Annotated in this window: 18 protein-coding genes and 1 tRNA gene; 5 read left to right on the forward strand and 14 right to left on the reverse strand. The window is 57.2% G+C overall.

Translation table 11 applies throughout. The features are described from left to right. Position 1: 1 nt before the first annotated feature. The gene (locus PanJK_RS14910; RefSeq protein WP_256698220.1) at positions 2 to 883 is read right to left on the reverse strand and encodes a sugar phosphate isomerase/epimerase family protein; all 882 of its coding nucleotides are present in this window, start codon (positions 881 to 883) and stop codon (positions 2 to 4) included. Between the two features lie 318 nt (positions 884 to 1,201). Between PanJK_RS14910 and PanJK_RS14915 the strand changes: the two genes are divergently transcribed. The 3 genes from PanJK_RS14915 (at position 1,202) to PanJK_RS14925 (ending at position 4,481) form a co-directional block, all read left to right on the forward strand. Then, positions 1,202 to 2,230, forward strand: coding sequence for a LacI family DNA-binding transcriptional regulator (locus PanJK_RS14915; protein ID WP_265300772.1), 1,029 nt, complete (start codon positions 1,202 to 1,204; stop codon positions 2,228 to 2,230). Positions 2,231 to 2,377: 147 nt separating this feature from the next. Next, positions 2,378 to 3,301: a sugar phosphate isomerase/epimerase gene (locus PanJK_RS14920; RefSeq protein ID WP_265300774.1), complete on the forward strand. Its 924-nt coding sequence runs from the start codon at positions 2,378 to 2,380 to the stop codon at positions 3,299 to 3,301. Positions 3,302 to 3,311: 10 nt separating this feature from the next. Then, positions 3,312 to 4,481, forward strand: coding sequence for a Gfo/Idh/MocA family protein (locus tag PanJK_RS14925; RefSeq protein ID WP_265300776.1), 1,170 nt, complete (start codon positions 3,312 to 3,314; stop codon positions 4,479 to 4,481). Positions 4,482 to 4,528: 47 nt separating this feature from the next. On the opposite strand, the gene PanJK_RS14930 is transcribed toward PanJK_RS14925, so the two are convergent. The 6 genes from PanJK_RS14930 to nac all read right to left on the reverse strand — a co-directional run bounded on the left by PanJK_RS14930 (position 4,529) and on the right by nac (position 9,069). After that, positions 4,529 to 5,266 (reverse strand): amino acid ABC transporter ATP-binding protein, encoded by a 738-nt coding sequence (locus PanJK_RS14930; protein ID WP_008106948.1) that lies wholly within the window; start codon positions 5,264 to 5,266, stop codon positions 4,529 to 4,531. Between the two features lie 9 nt (positions 5,267 to 5,275). Further along, complete coding sequence (locus PanJK_RS14935) at positions 5,276 to 6,031, reverse strand: amino acid ABC transporter permease (protein WP_154193197.1); 756 nt, start codon at positions 6,029 to 6,031, stop codon at positions 5,276 to 5,278. 5 nt (positions 6,032 to 6,036) lie between these two features. After that, positions 6,037 to 6,732, reverse strand: a complete 696-nt coding sequence (locus PanJK_RS14940) for an amino acid ABC transporter permease (RefSeq protein WP_154154570.1) — start codon at positions 6,730 to 6,732, stop codon at positions 6,037 to 6,039. A gap of 22 nt (positions 6,733 to 6,754) precedes the next feature. After that, positions 6,755 to 7,507, reverse strand: a complete 753-nt coding sequence (locus PanJK_RS14945) for an SDR family oxidoreductase (protein WP_008106954.1) — start codon at positions 7,505 to 7,507, stop codon at positions 6,755 to 6,757. A gap of 112 nt (positions 7,508 to 7,619) precedes the next feature. Continuing rightward, positions 7,620 to 8,036 (reverse strand): biotin/lipoyl-containing protein, encoded by a 417-nt coding sequence (locus PanJK_RS14950; RefSeq protein ID WP_256698226.1) that lies wholly within the window; start codon positions 8,034 to 8,036, stop codon positions 7,620 to 7,622. A gap of 109 nt (positions 8,037 to 8,145) precedes the next feature. Beyond that, entirely contained in the window at positions 8,146 to 9,069 is a 924-nt protein-coding gene (nac, locus tag PanJK_RS14955; RefSeq protein ID WP_049851333.1) for a nitrogen assimilation transcriptional regulator NAC, read from the reverse strand. Between the two features lie 486 nt (positions 9,070 to 9,555). Here nac and PanJK_RS14960 point away from each other — a divergent pair, with 486 nt between their 5' ends. After that, entirely contained in the window at positions 9,556 to 10,758 is a 1,203-nt protein-coding gene (locus tag PanJK_RS14960; protein WP_265300784.1) for a pyridoxal phosphate-dependent aminotransferase, read from the forward strand. Positions 10,759 to 10,796: 38 nt separating this feature from the next. Here PanJK_RS14960 and PanJK_RS14965 read toward each other — a convergent pair whose 3' ends face one another. Genes PanJK_RS14965 through PanJK_RS14980 form a run of 4 tightly spaced genes read right to left on the reverse strand, consistent with a single transcriptional unit; the run spans position 10,797 to position 14,122 of the window. After that, complete coding sequence (locus PanJK_RS14965) at positions 10,797 to 11,567, reverse strand: 5-oxoprolinase subunit PxpA (RefSeq protein ID WP_265300786.1); 771 nt, start codon at positions 11,565 to 11,567, stop codon at positions 10,797 to 10,799. Between the two features lie 19 nt (positions 11,568 to 11,586). Continuing rightward, positions 11,587 to 12,573 (reverse strand): biotin-dependent carboxyltransferase family protein, encoded by a 987-nt coding sequence (locus tag PanJK_RS14970; protein ID WP_265300789.1) that lies wholly within the window; start codon positions 12,571 to 12,573, stop codon positions 11,587 to 11,589. After that, positions 12,570 to 13,280 carry a 5-oxoprolinase subunit PxpB gene (gene pxpB / locus PanJK_RS14975; protein ID WP_256698231.1) on the reverse strand — a complete coding sequence of 237 codons (711 nt, stop codon included), beginning with the start codon at positions 13,278 to 13,280 and terminating at the stop codon, positions 12,570 to 12,572. The genes PanJK_RS14970 and pxpB overlap by 4 nt, the downstream gene beginning before the upstream one ends. A 2-nt stretch (positions 13,281 to 13,282) precedes the next feature. After that, a complete protein-coding gene (locus PanJK_RS14980) occupies positions 13,283 to 14,122 on the reverse strand; it encodes a transporter substrate-binding domain-containing protein (protein WP_265300792.1) in 840 nt (279 codons plus the stop codon). Positions 14,123 to 14,392: 270 nt separating this feature from the next. On the opposite strand from PanJK_RS14980, the gene PanJK_RS14985 reads away from it, so the two are divergent. Continuing rightward, the gene (locus tag PanJK_RS14985; RefSeq protein ID WP_256698233.1) at positions 14,393 to 15,313 is read left to right on the forward strand and encodes a DMT family transporter; all 921 of its coding nucleotides are present in this window, start codon (positions 14,393 to 14,395) and stop codon (positions 15,311 to 15,313) included. Between the two features lie 57 nt (positions 15,314 to 15,370). Here PanJK_RS14985 and PanJK_RS14990 read toward each other — a convergent pair whose 3' ends face one another. From PanJK_RS14990 to dicD, 3 genes are all read right to left on the reverse strand, one after another. Beyond that, positions 15,371 to 16,066, reverse strand: coding sequence for an RraA family protein (locus PanJK_RS14990; RefSeq protein ID WP_256698235.1), 696 nt, complete (start codon positions 16,064 to 16,066; stop codon positions 15,371 to 15,373). Between the two features lie 441 nt (positions 16,067 to 16,507). Beyond that, positions 16,508 to 16,583, reverse strand: a tRNA-Phe gene (locus PanJK_RS14995). 108 nt (positions 16,584 to 16,691) lie between these two features. Continuing rightward, positions 16,692 to 17,270 carry a division control transcriptional repressor DicD gene (gene dicD / locus PanJK_RS15000; RefSeq protein WP_008104431.1) on the reverse strand — a complete coding sequence of 193 codons (579 nt, stop codon included), beginning with the start codon at positions 17,268 to 17,270 and terminating at the stop codon, positions 16,692 to 16,694. Positions 17,271 to 17,290: the final 20 nt, after the last annotated feature.

Genomic DNA, 17,290 nt, shown 5'->3' on the forward strand with positions numbered 1-17,290 from the left:
ACTAACCCAACAGCTCACGCTCAATCAGCTCACGGGTTTCCACCGCCTGATACTTCATCTTTTCCGGATAGCCAAACAGCGCCGCCGAGATAATCGACTCGCCGCCGACCTTAAAGGTACGGTTGGCGAAATTCATCTCGCGCAGCGCTTCAAACAGCGCATCGAAATTCACTTCGCCTTCACCGACCGCCACATGCTGGTGGATAGTCGCATCCACGCCAGGCGGGTTAACGATATAGCGGCAGTGTTTGGTATGGTTCATGGTATCGGCGATCAGCATATGCGACAGATCGTCACCGGCGTAATGCAGCATGTTCTTCACATCGCCCACGCCTTTGTCGTAGTAGAAGGTGTGCGGTGCGCTGTAGATGTACTTGACGTTTTCGCTGCGGAACGACTTCACAATGTCTGCGGTTTCGTTGTTCTGCTCGCAGAAATCCCACGGGTGCGCCTGTATCTCGACGCGGATACCTTCACGTTCGATGATCGGCAGCAGCTCTTCCATCGAGCGATAGAACATCTCTTCACAAATTTCCGGCTCGTTGGGATTGCCCGACAGCTCGGTGTTGATCACCTGCACGCCCATTTCGACGGCGATCTCGATCATGCGTTTCCAATTCTTCACCGCCGCCTGACGACGCAGTTCATCCGGGCCAGACCAGCGATAAACGGTAATGAACGAGGAGATTTCCAGCCCGGTGGCATTCAGCGCATTTTTGTATTCGCGCATGATTTCACGGCTGGCTTTCGGATGTTTATAGAACGGATTGATCTGCGGGTGCGGCGACTGCTCGATGTACTTGTAGCCCCATTCCGCCACCTGATGCACCATGCGCGTAATGCCAAGATCCCTGATTACATCCACATCAAAAGCGATTTTCATTGTTTTCTCCTGAGCGTTAAGCGGTGTGGACTTTGATGATGACCATACGGATCTTTTTCCACGCTTCATCACTTTTTCTGATGCAAAACCATCAGCCTAAACCGCCTTTAATGCGCCAATAAATATCAAACATTTATTCTGAATGGTATGAAAATGAAATGGGTTATTCCGTTTTTGCGAGGGCGATCAAAATACTGAGAGATTCTCTATCACTCGATGCCGTTTAATGATGATTTCTGCGTTTGAGGATTGGTGATTTTTAGCGGGTTAAGGCATTATTTTTGATAATTTATTATCATTTTAATCTGGAATTAGCACATGAGTAAAATCACCATGACCGCGATTGCCGCCGCTGCCGGTGTTGGCGTGGCAACCGTTGATCGCGTATTAAACCGTCGTGCGCCGGTGCGCGCGGCGACGGAGCAGAAGGTGCTGGAAGCGGCCAATCGCCTCGGTTATCGCATCGGCAATGTGCCGCTGCTGAACAACACCGCGCCTATCTCCAGCGTCATGCTGCGCATGGGCTTTATCCTGCTGTCAAAATCCTACTCGTTCTATCATTCCCTCACCGATGCGCTGCGCCAGCATACGCAGCCGTTTCATCCGGCAGGCAGCGAACCGCTGTTTACCTGGCACGACATCGATGATGTGGAAGCGGTGGTGGCCTCGCTGTATGCGCTGGCTGAGCAGGTGGATGCCATTGGCCTTGTCGCGCTGGATCACCCGCTGATTCGCCATGCGATAGAAAACATATCGCGTCAGGGTGTGCGGGTTTATGCGCTGTTTTCCAACTTTTCACCGTGCGGCCACGCCGGTTATGTCGGCCTGGATAACCAGAAAGCCGGGCGCACTGCCGCGTGGATTGCCACCCATCTGCTGCATCAGCCGGGCTCGGTCGGCGTGCTGGTGGGCGACCATCGCTTTATCTGTCAGGAGAGTAATGAGATCAGTTTCCGCTCCTATCTGCGCGAACAGGACAGCGCGCGGCGCGTGCTGGAGCCGCTGAAGACCAATGAATCGATTGATGGCGGTTACCGTTCCACGCGTCAGTTACTGGAAGAACATGCCGATTTGGCGCTGATCTTCGCGCCGTGCGGCGGCATTGAGGGCGTGATTCACGCCTTGCGCCAGCAGCCGCAGCGCAAGGTGGCGTTGATTTGTCATGGTCCGGTGAAAGAGGGCGAGCTGGCGCTGATTGATGGCACCATCACGGTGATGATCCGCAACCGCATCGACGAAATGGCCATGCGTCTGGCGCAGATGGTGCAGCAGCATCATGCCGAACCGGGCGACCATTTCACCCAGATCATCCTGCCGTTCGATATCGTCACGCGTGAAAACCTGTAAAGCGCGTCATTGCTGGTTTTGATAATTTTTCTATCATTTTAATGATGCGAAATACTATGATCGCTATCAAAAAATGAATGTTTCATGGTTGTTGGTGATGAAATATTTATTTGATACTTGCGCTATCCACTACCGCAAGGAACGATCATGACTATTCATATTGCTAACGCGCCCTGTAGCTGGGGCGTTGATGACCCGAAAAATCCTTTCCTGCCGCCGTGGCAGAAAGTTCTGAGTGAAGCGTCGCAGGCCGGTTATAAAAGCATTGAGCTGGGCCCGTGGACCTATCTGCCGGTTGAACCTGCCGAACTGCGTCAGCAGCTGGAAGCGCACGACCTGTCGCTGGTGGCGGGCACCATTTTTGATGATTTGGTGAGCGAAGCCAATTTCCCGGCGATGGTTGAGCTGACGCACAACATCTGTCGCAACTTGTCTTTGGTGCCAACCGCCGCTAAAACCCATGCGGACAACAAACCCGCGCCTTATTTGGTAATTATCGATTTCGGTAATCCAGAACGCGCCAAATACGCCGGTCAATCCGACAAGGCGCCGCGCCTGTCAGATGAGGAATGGCAGCGCATGATGCAGCACATCACCATGCTGAGCCAGATTGCCTGGAACGAATACGGCGTGCGCGCGGTGATCCATCCGCATGCCGGTGGCTGTATTGAGTTCGCCGACGAGCTGCAACAGCTGGTGGAAGACATCCCGCACGAGGTTGCCGGTTTGTGCCTCGACACTGGACACTTGTACTACTCCGGCATGGATCCGATTCCTTACCTCAGCCGCTACTGGGATCGCATTGATTATCTGCACTTCAAAGACGTTAACGATGGGGTATGGCGCGACGTGATTGCACGCGGCGTCGATTTCTTCGCTGCCTGTGCAGAAGGCGTGATGTGCCCGATTGGCAAAGGGGCAATTGATTATCCGGCGGTGCGCGCCTTCCTGGCAGAGCGCAATTATCAGGGCTGGATCACCGTCGAGCAGGAGCGCGACCCGCGCGATGCCGACACCAGCCTGCGTGACGTCACCGCCAGCCTGCACTATTTGCAATCGGTCGGATTCTGAGGAGAACAGCATGATTAACGGCATTAAAGCTCTGGATCGCTCCCTGCGCTGGGGCATGGTTGGCGGCGGCGGCACCAGCCAGATTGGGTATATTCACCGTTCGGCGGCCACACGTGACAACAACTTTACGCTGCTGGCGGGCGCGTTCGATATCAACGCCGAGCGTGGCCGCGCCTTTGGCACCTCGCTGGGGATTGACGCCGAACGCTGCTATGCGGATTACGAAACGATGTTTGCGGCAGAAGCGGCGCGTCCGGACGGCATTGAAGCGGTGTCGATCGCCACGCCTAACAACACGCACTTCACCATCTGCCGCGCCGCGCTCAATGCGGGTTTGCATGTGGTGTGCGAAAAGCCACTGTGTTTCACCGCCGCTGAAGCCGATGAGCTGGAACAGCTGTGCGCTGAGAAGAAGAAAATCATCGGCGTGACCTACGGTTATGCCGGCCATCAGCTGATTCATCAGGCGCGCGAGATGATTGCGGAAGGTTTGCTAGGCGAAATCCGCATCATCAACATGCAGTTTGCGCACGGTTTCCATAACCAGGCGGTTGAATTGCAAAACGAAAGCACCAAGTGGCGCGTCGATCCGCGCTTCGTCGGGCCGAGCTATGTGCTGGGCGATTTGGCGACGCATCCGCTGTTTATCGCTGAAACCATGGTGCCGCATCTGCAGGTGAAACGCCTGCTGTGCAGTCGCCAGAGCTTTGTCAAAACCCGCGCGCCGCTGGAGGATAACGCCTTCGTGATGATGGAGTACGACAACGGCGCGGTCGGCACCATGTGGGCATCGGCGGTGAACTGCGGTTCGATGCACGGCCAGAAAGTGCGGGTGATCGGCGAAAAAGCCAGCCTGGAGTGGTGGGACGAACAGCCGAATCAGCTGCGTTATGAAGTGCAGGGCGAGCCGGTGCAGATTCTTGAGCGCGGCATGGGTTATCTGCATCAGAGCGCGCTGGCGGACGACCGTATTGGCGGCGGGCATCCGGAAGGATTGTTTGAAGCCTGGTCCAATCTTTATCGCCGTTTTGCGCTGGCAATGGATGCTACCGATCGTGGCGATCAGGCGTTCCTTAAGGACTTTTGGTATCCAGGCGCACATGCCGGTTTGATGGGCGTGCGTTGGGTGGAGCAGTGCGTGAAATCTGCCGATGCGGGAGCGGTGTGGGTGGATTGTTAAGATAGGTGCGGTAGTTGGCAAGGTCGCCATTTATGGCGACCTGAAATTCAGTGTGAACGCAAATCGCTGAGGAAGCGCTGTGCGCGCGGGTGCTGCGGTTGGGTGAAGAACTGTTCCGGCTGTGATTTTTCCAGAATCTGTCCCTGATCCATAAACCAGATGGTATCCGCCACTTCACGGGCAAAGTTCATCTCGTGGGTGACGCACATCATGGTCATTCCTTCCTGCGCCAGACCGCGCATCACCGACAACACTTCGCCGACCATCTCTGGATCGAGCGCCGAAGTCGGTTCATCGAACAGCATCACCGGCGGCTTCATCGCCAGCGCACGGGCAATCGCCACGCGCTGCTGCTGGCCGCCAGACAGCTGCGCCGGATAGGCATCGGCTTTATGCGCTAAGCCGACCCGCTCCAGCAATTCACCGGCCTGACGACGCGCCTCGCTGCGCTTCACGCCCAGCACTTTCATCGGTGACATCATGATGTTCTCGGCCACCGACACATGCGGGAACAGGTTAAAGCTCTGAAACACAAAGCCGATGCGCGTGCGCAGTTGATTGAGGCGCGTGCTGCTGCCGTGAATATCGGTGCCATCAAACACGATCTGACCGTCATCGATCGGCTCCAGTCGGTTAACGGTGCGGATCAGCGTCGATTTTCCCGAGCCGGACGGGCCGCACACCACCACCACTTCGCCGGGATTAATCTCGGCGCTCAGGTTGGTCAGCGCCTGATACGCGCCGTACCATTTGTTGACCTGATTAAACATGATCATCGGTCCCATGCTGTTTCCTTATTGCGAAGAGGTTTTAGTCAGCATCACCGCGGGCGCCACGCTGGGCGTTGGCTGCGGCGGTTGACGACGTTTCTGCGCAATGTGCGCTTCGAGTTTATTGGCCAGCCAGGTGAGGCTGAAGCAGATGATGTAGTAACTCAGCGCCACAATGGCGAACACCTGGAACGGTTTGGTCAGCAGCTGATTGCTCACCTGATTGGCGGCAAAGGTCAGTTCCGGCACGTTAATCACGTAGCCGAGCGTACTGTCTTTGATGATTGACACCAGTTGGCTAACCAGGCTCGGCAAGGTGTTAAACAGCGCCTGCGGCAGAATCACCAGACGCAGGGTTTTCAGGTGGCTCATGCCCAGCGCGCGTGAGGCTTCGTATTGGCCGTGCGGCAGCGCCTGAATGCCACCGCGCACAATCTCGGCGATATAGGCACTCTCATAGATCACCAGCGTACACAGCATGGTGGCGAAACCGCTGATGTTGTGGCCAATCAGCAGCGGCACGCAGAAGTAGGTCCAGAACACCACCATCATCAGCGGGATGCCGCGCAGCAGGTAAACCCAGCCGGTGGCGGGCCAGCTCAGCCAGCGCCACGGCGACAGACGCGCCAGGCCCAGCAGCACACCAATCGGAAACGCCAGCAGCACCGCCAGCACCGAGATCAGCAGCGTACAGAGCACACCGCCAATCGGACCGTTCGGGTATTGGCCCATCAACAGCAGCATGCCGTTGTCATGCAAAATGGTGAAAATCTCAAACATCGCCATTACCTCGCATAGACGCGCTGGAAGCGGCGGGCCAGCAGTGCGCCAAGGCCCATCAGCAGCAGGGAGAAGAACAGATAGCCCACGGTCGCCACGATGTAGGATTCGAAGGTACGGAACGTTTGGTTCTCAATATCACGCGTCACATAGGTCAGATCCGCCACGCCAATCACCATCGCCAGGCTGGTGTTTTTAAACAGCAGCACCGTGTGATTGATCATCGCGGGCAGCGCGTTGCGAATGCCCTGTGGCAGAATCACGCCGCGCATGGCGCGCACGTAGCTCATGCCGAGTGCGCGCGCGGCTTCGTTCTGGCCGTCGGGAATGGCGCGCAGGCCGCTGCGGATATCTTCGGAGAAGTACGCCGCCTGACACAGACCCAGCGCGGTGAGGGAGAACAGGAACTCGGCGTTGTAGTTGTTGATCCACATCTGCAGCGCCTCTGGCAGCAGCGTGGGAATGGCGAAGTACCACATCATCAACTGGATCAGCGTCGGCACATTGCGGTGATAAGAGACATAGGCTTTGACCAGCCCGACCGCGATGCGGTTTTCAGTCAGGCGGATCACCACCAAAAGCAGCGCCAGCACCATTGCCAGCAGCCAGGCACCCAACGCCAGTTCAAGGGTGATCACCGTTCCGTCAACGATCATCTGGCCGTACTGGCCGGTTATCACACTGCTGAAATCGAGAGCCATTCTGTTACCTCATGGTCGCAAATTACGCGCTGTGGTCGCCCGGTCGCATAGTGGAAAGACCACCCGGCACCTGCAGCGTTGGGGTGATTTCGATGTTGCCAATATTCACCGCCAGCGGTGCCGCGAGCGCGAAGGCGACGCAGTCGGCGATATCTTTGGCCTGCGGCAGTTCAAAGCCATCAATGAAGCGGCGGCGCGCCTCTTCGTGATCGCCCGACACGTTGCCGAAGATATCGGTGGCGACGCGGCCCGGACAGATTTCGGTGATGCGCACGCGTGCGCCGTAGCAATCGACGCGCAGCTGGCGCGAAAGGGCATGCACACCGGCTTTGGTGGCGTGATACACCGAGTTGCCGTTGAAGTTGTAGATGGCAGCAATCGAGGTGATGTTGAAGACGTGGCCGCGATCGCGTTTCACCATGCCCGGCACCAGCAAGCGGCATAGATGCAGCACCGCGCGCAGATTGACGTCGACCTGGGTTTCAATCACGTTCTCGTCGGCATCAAGGATCGATCCCGGATGCGACAGGCCTGCGTTGTTGACCAGAATGTCGATTTCGAGATCTTTGCACAGCGCGGTCAGCGCGTTGACGTCGCTGACATCCACCGCATGCGGAATACAGCCGGTACGATCGGCCAGCGCCGCCAGCTGCTCTTTACGGCGCGCCACCGCGTGCACGGTGATGCCCTCTTTGCACAAGCGTTCAACGATCGCTTCGCCCATTCCCGCGGATGCGCCGGTTACCAGCGCGGTTTTGTAATCTGAAAATGGCATCTGCCTCTCCTCGTTATGGCGTCTTTTGACTGTATGCAGTTATGCCGCAAGGGCATAAGACATAAAAATTTTGAGGCAATAAGCGCCCCTTATAACCCCGTTCGCCCGCCATTTATGGCGACCGAAACGTCAACACGTCCTCGTCATACTCCACCGCAGACAAATGCTCTGCCGCGAACGACTGCACCGTGCCGCCATCCGGGCTGATCACCGGCACATACAGCGGGCCAACCTGCACCAGCGCCACCACTTCACCGGCCGTGATCTGCTGGCCGGGCGCGACAAAATCCTGCTGGCTATGCGGATGGCGGCGCAGCAGCGTGCCGGGCATCGGTGCGCCAATGCGTTGTGTGATGGAGGGGATTTCAGCGGCGGGAACCGTGGCAGGCGCGGGCGTGGCTGGCGTGGCGGCGAAGGTCAACCGCACCGACCAGTGCTTGCCATCGAGCGCCAGACTGTTCAGCCCGGAGGATTGCATCTTGCGTGCCAGCGCGCGCAGCGTCGGCAGCGGTATTGCGGTTTTATCCATGGAATTCCCGTCAAAGCGAAACACGCCCGCCTGAGCGGGCAAAATCGTAATCTAGCGCGTTCGCAATACGGGCAGTAAGAGGGTTTCGCTTTGCGGCAATAAGCGGGACTTATCCCACTAAGGTCAGTGGATGATTCTCAACGTTGCGGCGCGACATCAGCGACAGCAGGATCGATTTCACCGCTTCGGCCGGCTGTGACAGCGGCAGGTGATCCGACATGCAGAACGACAGCGACACCTGCACATCCGGATCGACGATCTTCGCCATCCACGCATCGCCGCTTTTCAGCATCGCGCGCGCGGCGGATTCCGGCATGATGGTGGTGCCGAGCCCGGCGCTGAGCGCGGCATTCAGCGTGGTTTGTGACTCGATCTCACATTTCACGCGGTACTGCAGATTGTTGTGTACGAAGGCATCGTCGAGCACTTTGCGCATGATGTTGTAAACGCGCGGCAGGAACAGATCGTATTGCGCCACCTGCGCCAGCGGGATCTCTTTCACCGGTTGCGCGAGGCTGAACGGGCAGACGAAGTAGAGATCCTCTTTCATCAGCGGCATAAAGCGCAGGCCGTGAATGGTGCGGTGATCGTAAATTACCGCCATATCCATGCGGCCATTCATAATCAGCTCGCTCAGCGTGGTGCCGAAGTTTTCATTGAAGTAGAGCACGATGCCGGGATGCTGCTGCTGCACTTCCATCATCAGCGGCAACGCGAGGTTTTGTGCGGCGGTGCCCGGCGCTAAGCCCACTGAGACGCTGCCGCTCAGCGACGCGCCAACCAGCTCAATGGCACTTTGTGCCTGTTCGCACTGGCGCAAAATCGCCTGCGCGTGGGAGTAGAGCGTTTTACCGGCTTCGGTCGGCGTCACGCCGCGCTTGGTACGAATGAGCAGTTGCTGATTCACTTCCCCTTCCAGCGTAGCCAGCTGCTGGCTCAGCGCGGGCTGGGCAATATGCAAAATATCGGCGGCCTGGGTCAGGCTGCCTACATCAACAATTTTAACAAAGTACTTCAGGCGACGAAGATTCATGAACGCTTCCTCCAACAGAACGCATAGCGGATATCAAGCAAAGTTGATGCCAAAATAAGCTTTCGCGAATGAACTCAGACAGGAGGGTAGAGCCACAGTGCCTCCTAAGGCCGATGCTGAGTTGGACAGTTGCCGTGACGGCGAGGGTAAAACAGCGACCTTTGCACTGGTATGGTGCGATTCACTCATTAGATTTGGCGATGATGGGAGTGAGTAAACGGGCGTCGCGCGCTGTTAACCGGCACTCAAAGTAACACTCTATTAACATTGCGTCAGGCGCTGGCGCGTGACCTGCCGCGCATTTCCACATCAGGCTCGCCACCTTTATGGCGAAAGTGTGCGGTCGGTTCAGTCATCGCTTTGTGTTATATCACCACAACAAAGCACTATTAACTGCCGCTTCGGGCAAAAACCTATCCTCTGGTACACGTCGTGTTTGCAGCTTGCTGCAAGCCGTTCATGCTGACACTGAGCCAGGATAAACCCATGCCCGAGATAGCCAATCGATTAAAGAATGTCACCGTTTCTGCCTCTGTTGCTATGACCCAAAAGGCCCGCGATCTCGCGGCGCAGGGTATTGATGTGGTAGCACTTTCCACCGGCGAACCCGATTTCCCCACGCCACCTCACGCGATTGAAGCCGCTTACGCCGCCGCGCGCGCCGGAGATACGCGCTATCCGCCTACCGACGGCACGCCAGCGCTGCGCAAGGCGATCCAGCTGAAGTTCAAACGCGATAACCAGCTCGATTACGACGTCAGCCAGATCCTCACCGCCGGCGGCGCTAAGCAGATCATCTTTAATGCGATCCTCGCGACCATTAATCCGGGCGACGAAGTGGTGATCCCGACGCCGTCGTGGATCAGCTATGCCGATATCGTCAAATTCGCTGGTGGTATTCCGGTGGCGCTGCCGTGTGCGCAGGAGAACGGCTTCAAGCCGCTGCCTGCCGATTTAGACGCTGCCATCACCGACAAAACCAAATGGTTGCTGCTCAACTATCCGAGTAATCCCACCGGTTCGGTGGCGAGCAAAGCGGAGCTGCACGCGCTGGGCGAGGTGCTGTTGCGCCATCCGCAGGTGTGGATCATGACCGACGATATCTACGAACACCTGATTTATGACGATGTGCGCTTCTACACGCTGGCGCAGGTTGAGCCGCGTTTGTATGACCGTGTGCTAACGGTGAACGGCGTATCGAAAGCCTGGTCGATGACCGGCTGGCGTTTGGGCTTCTGCGGCGGCCCGGCACCGTTGATCAAAGCAATGAGCAACGTGAATACGCAGAACAGCGGCGGCGTTTGCACCTTAACCCAGGCCGCGGCGGTGGCGGTGCTGGAAGGCCCGCAGGATCTGTTGCAGGAGCGCGCGCACATCTATCGTCAGCGCCGCGATTACGTGCTGGAGCGCTTGACGTCGATTGACGGCCTGCGCTGCCATAAACCGCAGGGCGCGTTTTATCTGTTTGTGAATATCGCGGGCTACATTGGCAAAACCAGCGCCGGTGGCCGGTTGATTACTAATGATGCCGATTTTGTGCTGGCGCTGATTGAGGAGCAGCACGTGGTGACAGTGCAGGGCGCAGCGTACGGCATGAGCCCGTTTATCCGCTTGTCGTATGCCACGAGCATGGAGCGGTTAGAGACGGGATGCGATCGCATTGCGGCGTTTTGTGGTGGATGTGTTTGATGTCCCGGTCGCCGTAAATGGCGACCCTACAAAACTTATTATTGCGCGATAACCTCTGCGGCCGGGGCGACCTGATGGCCGCAGGCTTCGATTTCGCTGCGCACAATGGTGGCGAGCGCCAGCGAACCTGGCGTGTCGCTGTGAACCAGAATCGAGCGCGCACGCACCGCAATCTCTTCACCTTCAATCGTCGTTACCGTGCCGTGCTGCAAAAACTGGCGCACGCGGGCGCGCAACGCGGCTTCCTCTTTGATCACCGCACCGGCAATGCCGCGCGGCACTAAACGGCCTTGTGCGTCATAGGCACGATCCGCCAGAAACAGCGTCAGCGTCTTCAGGCCAGCGGCCTGCGCGGCGGCTTCGATGATGGTATCGGGCTGGGCGAAGATGATCAGATCGCTATTGATGCGCGCCACCAATTCCATCACCTGTTGCGCCAGCGCGGCATCGCGGTTGACGATGTTGCCCATCGCGGCATGGAAACTGAAGTGGCAAACGTGGGTGCCTTCCGCGCGGGCAATCGCCGTGAGTGCACCGAGCTGATAGGCCACCTGTTGGCAAATCTCTTCGGCGCTAAACGGCAGTTCGCGGCGGCCAAAACCCTGACGATCCGGCAAGCCAGGATGCGCACCAATCCCCACGCCATGTGCCTTCGCCAGCCGCACCATGTTGCTCATGATCGTTGGATCGCCGGCGTGGAAACCGCAGGCGATATTAGCCGATGACACCACTTTCATCAGCGCGGCGTCATCACACAGCTGGTAAACGCCAAAGCCTTCACCCATATCGGAATTCACATCTATCTTCATGTCTGGTTCCTTGTGCGGATTAAACGGTAAGCGCTTTACGCAGTGGCTGGCAGCTAAGGCGCAGGCGGCTCAGCCAACGCGTGACTTCCTGTTCGATGGCGATCGCTTCACGCACATCGCATTGGATCAGCTGGATCGACTGGCCCGGCAGCACTTGCCCAAGCCGCCACAGATCCTGTTCGATCACGCCCGCGATCTTCGGATAGCCGCCAGCGGTGTTGGCATCGCTCAGCTGGATGATCGGTTCGCCGCCCGGCGGCACCTGCACAATGCCGGGGATTAGCCCGTACGATCGCATCTCAACGGTCTCTGACGGGAAGATCGGATCGCCTGAAAGCCGATAGCCGGTACGATTGCTTTGATTCGATACCTGCCACGACTGCTGCCAGAAACGCGCGGCATCGGCGGCAAACAGCGGGTATTCGCCGGAGGGAATGGCACGCAGCTGAATGTCTCCGGCGCTGTTGCGGGGAAAACAGGCGTGTAATGCGCTGTCTGGCGGTTCGATGCCGATGCCGCTGTGGGGAAGTGCCGGGCTGCAACTGTCGCCGAGCGCCAGCCGATCGCCACGCTGTAGCGGACGTCCTTCAACGCCGCCGAAGCCGCCGCGCAGCGCGGTACTGCGCGAGCCGAGCACCAGCGGCACATCGATGCCGCCCGCAATGCACACATAGCCACGCGCGCCGCTGCGTGGATAACGCAGTTCCAGCACTTGCCCGGCCCGCACGCTGCAGCCCCACCACGGCGGCAGCGGCGTGCCATCCAGCGTGGCGCGGCAATCGGCACCGGTCACCGCGATGCTGCTGTTTTGCAAAAAACGCAGGCGAAACGGAAACAGCTGCACTTCAATCGCCGCTGCATTTTCGTCGTTGCCGAGCAGGAGATTACCGGCACGCAGCGCCAGCGGATCCATTGCGCCGCTCACCGACACCCCCATGTGGCGATAATTGAAGCGACCTAAGTCCTGCACCGTGTTCAGCGCACCGCTCTGTTCGATCTCAATCACAGCTCTATCCTCTGCGGCAGAAAACGGATGCGATCGCCCGGTGCCATCAGCGCGGGCGATGCGGCCAGCGGATCAAATACCGCCAGCTCGGCAAAACCAATCGCGTTCCAGCCGTTCGGGCCGGTCAGCGCCGAGACGCCCGCCTGCGCGCCGCCGATAGTGACGGTGCCTTTCAGCATGCTGAGTGACGGCACTTTCTTGCGCGGCGTTGCGAGTAGCGGATCCAACCCATGCAGATAACCGAAGCCTGGCGCGCTGCCCAGCGCAAATACGGTGTATTCACTTTGATGATGCAGGCGCACCACGTCGCGCGGGCTTAAGCCGGTATGGCGACAGACCGCCTCGAGATCGGTGGCGTGTTCACCGCCGTAATGCACCGGGATTTCAATCAGTTTGCCCTGCGGACTGATCGCCTGCGCCTGATCCCAGGCAGCATGCAGCTGCATGCGCACGGCGTTTTCATCGGCTGGGATATGGCGGAAAAGCACCAGCAGATTGGTGACGCCGGGGATCAGCGCTTCAATGGCTTCGTCGGCATGCAGCAGGCGCGCCAGCGACCAGATGCGGCGCTGCGCCGGGAGATCGAAACCGCCCGGCGCTTCCACCAACCACGCGCGTGCGCCGATGGTGGAGAGCTTAATATCAGAGGAGCAAGCCAGCGCGGGGGCGCTGGCGGGCGGGAGTGCAGAGTGCGACTTCACGGGCATGGTTATTCCAGCGGTTCAAATTTCAGACTGGAGAGCGGCTGTACGCGCTCTTCGCGCACCATTTTGTATTCGGTGTTGGCCCCAATCCATGTATCCCAGATTTTGTCGATGGTGCCGTCATCGTCCATCGCCTTCAGGCTGCTGTTGACGCTGGCCAGCAGTGCCGGTTCATCACGCTTCATGCCAACACCAATCGGCTCCAGCGCCATCGGCTCTTTGATCATCGCCAGATTGATGCCGTCCTTTTTCGCCTGCGAAATGGTTTTGATGCCGGTCATGGTGTTGGTGACGAAGCCGACCGATTTGTTCTGCTCCAGCGCAAGGAACGCGGAGGCTGAATCCTGGAAGGTCACCGCTTTGCCGCCTTTAATGTGGATCGACTGTTCAGAGGTGGTGCCTTTGGTAGCGCTGATGCGTTTGCCCTGGAAATAGCTCAGCGGCTTATCGGCCAACGGTGCTTTCACCAGCAGCATCTCTTTGGCGACGTAATAGGGATCGCTGAACTGAATCTGGTTGCCGCGGGTTTTGGTATAGGCAAGGTTAGCGATCAGCACGTCGGCGCGGCCAGTGGCAATCACCGCAATACGCGCTTCCACCGAGGTGGGCACCAGTGTCAGTTTGACGTTCATCTGCTTCGCCAGCGCGTTGCACAGATCGATATCCATGCCCGCCAGCTGACGCGTTTTCGGATCCGGGGAAGAGAAGGGCGGCACGTCCGAATAGACCGCACACTTCAGCTCGCCGCTGGATTTGATGTTCGCCATCATGTCTGCATGAGCAGCCGAAATAGCCAGCAGCGGCAGCATTGCCAGCCCGATGGTGGTACGTCTTTTCATGGTCATGTGAACTTCCTCAATGATGAATACCACGGCGTCACCGGGACGGAGCGCCTGATTTCTCGCTTTTCTGGACTATATCGGCTTTGTTTTCAGACGAAAAAGAGGGAAACCCTGTCGTGCAATAGCAAAAAAATATGGCTTAGCGGCGCATAAGTTCTTTCTATTCGGGCAGAGCAAAAAAGTGTTATCCAGCGCACACTTTTCTCGCCAGGCTGGTCGCATATCCTCTCGGCAGTCCCGCCGATTGCATGTGGTAGAGAGAAGTGAAAAAGCATGAATGCCCGATTAGGCGTGTTATTGAAGATAGTGGCCGCGCTGTGCGCCACCTTGATGCTGGCGTGTGTGAAGGGATTGAACGGCGCCATTCCCACTGGCGAAGTGATATTTTTCCGCAGTTTTATCGCGCTGTTTCCGCTGCTGATTTGGCTGAAAATGCAGGGCAACGTGCTGGAAAATCTCAAGACGCGTAACCTGTTTGGTCACTTCATTCGTGGCTTCTCCGGTACCGGCGGCATGTATTTTAACTATCTGGCGCTGGTGTATATCTCACTCGCTGATGCGACCGCGTTAAGCTATGCCGCGCCGTTGTTTACCGTGATTCTGGCGGCAATGCTGTTGAAAGAGCGGGTGCGGGTTTCGCGCTGGATCGCGGTGGTGGTGGGATTATCCGGCATTCTGATCATGCTCTCTTCCAGCCTGAGCGCCAGCGGCGCGCTGTTTTCTCAGGGTGCCAGCAACGCGACGGCGAGCCTTGGCGTGGCATTTGCGCTGATTGCGGCGCTGTGTTCCGCGACCTCTAACGTACAAATTCGCTTCCTCAACGGCATCGAAAAGCCGGGCGCGATTGTGTTCTATTTCTCTGTAATGACGACCCTTATTGGCCTGGCGACGGCGCTGTTTGGCTGGAGCAAACCGAGCGCGTTACAGCTGTTGTTGCTGGTGGGCTGCGGCCTGTTTGGCGGTCTGGCACAGATTCTGGTGACGCTTAGCCTGCGTTACGCCGATGCCTCACTGCTGGCACCGTTCGATTACACCACGCTGGTGTGGTCGATGCTGATTGGCTATCTGTTCCTGAACAGCCTGCCGGGCAGCACCACCTTGCTGGGCGCATCGATTGTGGCGCTGGCCGGGATATTTGCGGTGTGGCGTGAAAATCGGCAGCGTAAGTTGGCGATGGTGAGTAGCACGCCGTAGGGGCGTCATTTATGGCGACCTGGTGCGCATGAATGCGCACCTTACGACGGCGAAAGATTAGCGGAACACATCATCAATGATTTCAACCTGCTTGGTGCGCAGCGTCTCATCCAGCCAGCCGCGTTCCAGCGCGCCGGTTTTCGCCAGTTCGAAGTTGTGTTCATCAACAATGAGATACGCCTGCGCCGCTTCGAGAATGCGCGCGGCATCCTGACGTGGAATCACAATCACACCATCCGCATCACCCAGCACGATATCACCCGGCGAAACGTGAATTTTGCCGCAGGCAATCGGCACGTTGATCTCGCCGGGACCGTCTTTGAACGGGCCACCCGGCGTGTGACCGGCGGCGTAGATGGGGAAGTCCATGCGTGACAGCCCTTCGATGTCGCGGACCGGTCCGTCCAGCACAATGCCTTCCATACCACGCTGTCTGGCATAGGTCGCCATCACTTCACCCATCAGCGACTGGCTGCGATCGCCTTCGTTCGACAGAATAATCACATCGTTTCGACCTGCCATATCCAGCGCTTTATGCAGCATCAGATTGTCGCCGGAACGCGCTTTAACTGTCACTGCCAGGCCACACATGATCGGTTGGCGCGGCGCGGTTTTCAGGCTGATCTCTGCCGACAAAGCGGGCAAGCGGCTCATGCAATCCGCTACCACCGCCGCCGGTAAACGGCGAAAGGCTTCCAGCAGCGGTTCGGCATCGGCGGGACGGCGTAAATAGATTCGGTTTCCTGCGCTCATGGTTATTTTCCTGTAGGGGGTAATTTAATTAATCGAATCGTGTTTCTGAATAAATAATTAAATATGAAAGTAAGTGATTTTATTTTTCGTTTTGAACAGTCATTACTTCAATGATTAGGGCGTTAGGCTAACAAGCTGAATCAGCAGGTTATTACTGGGATGAGATTAAGCTTACGCGATTGCGCAGGTGTTGCGTATGGGATGTTACGGCTAACCGAGACAGGATCACGAATTAATATGTAAAATAGATTTAACTCACTGATAATTAATTTTATTGGATTTTATTATGGGGGAATAGATTAAAAGTATTAGCTAGGGATAAATAAATTGGTATCGATCAATGCTGAATAATCAACGTGTAGGGAAGGAAAGGAGGCAGTGGTTGAGATTAGCAAACGCAGAAAAGCAAAAACCCAGCCATAAGCTGGGTTTTCAGAATGTTGGTGCCCGGACGCGGAATCGAACCACGGACACGGGGATTTTCAATCCCCTGCTCTACCGACTGAGCTATCCGGGCAACGGGGCGCATTAAACCCTAATGGCTTATCGTCGTCAACGGCTTTCGTCAAAAAAGCGCTGCAATCGTGATTGATTGCTTGCTTTTCAGACAAGATGGATAAAAAGGCTACGCCAGCGCACCATTTTTGCGGCACAGCGCGATGCCGAGTACATCTTCCGCCAGGCGGCGCGCCGTCGCCACATCCTGTACGTTACGTTTCACCAGCAGTTTGCTCAGGCAACCTTCCAGAATCAGCTCCATCTGATCGGCCACCATGGTGGGATTATCCAGCGCTAAATCGACCAGAATTTCATGGGTGAATTGCCAGGAACTGCGCTTTTGCTGTTCTGCTAACTGATGCACCGGCTGATCGGGTTGCGGATAGAAACTGCAGGCGGCGATAAACAGGCAGCCGGGAAAGCGGCCTTTGCTGACGTGTTCACTCAGCACTTCGTAGCGGGCTAACAGCTTTTGTTCCGCGCTGAGATGTTCATTGAGCTGCACCTGGCGACGCCAGCTGTCAATCTGCTGGCCGTGATAGCGCAGTGCGTCGTACAGCAAGGCATCACGATCGGGCCAGAAACGCGTCAGCTGTTCGGCTTCAAGACCGGTTTCGCCAGCCAGTTGGCTCAGGGAAGTGGTGGCGGCCAGACCGCTCTGTTCGAGCACATTCAACGCATGCTCGAGTATTTGTTCACGTTGCAAGTGACTCTCCTCTGGAATGC

Source organism: Pantoea sp. JK, assembly GCF_026130245.1.
GTDB classification, from domain to species: Bacteria; Pseudomonadota; Gammaproteobacteria; order Enterobacterales; family Enterobacteriaceae; genus Pantoea; species Pantoea trifolii.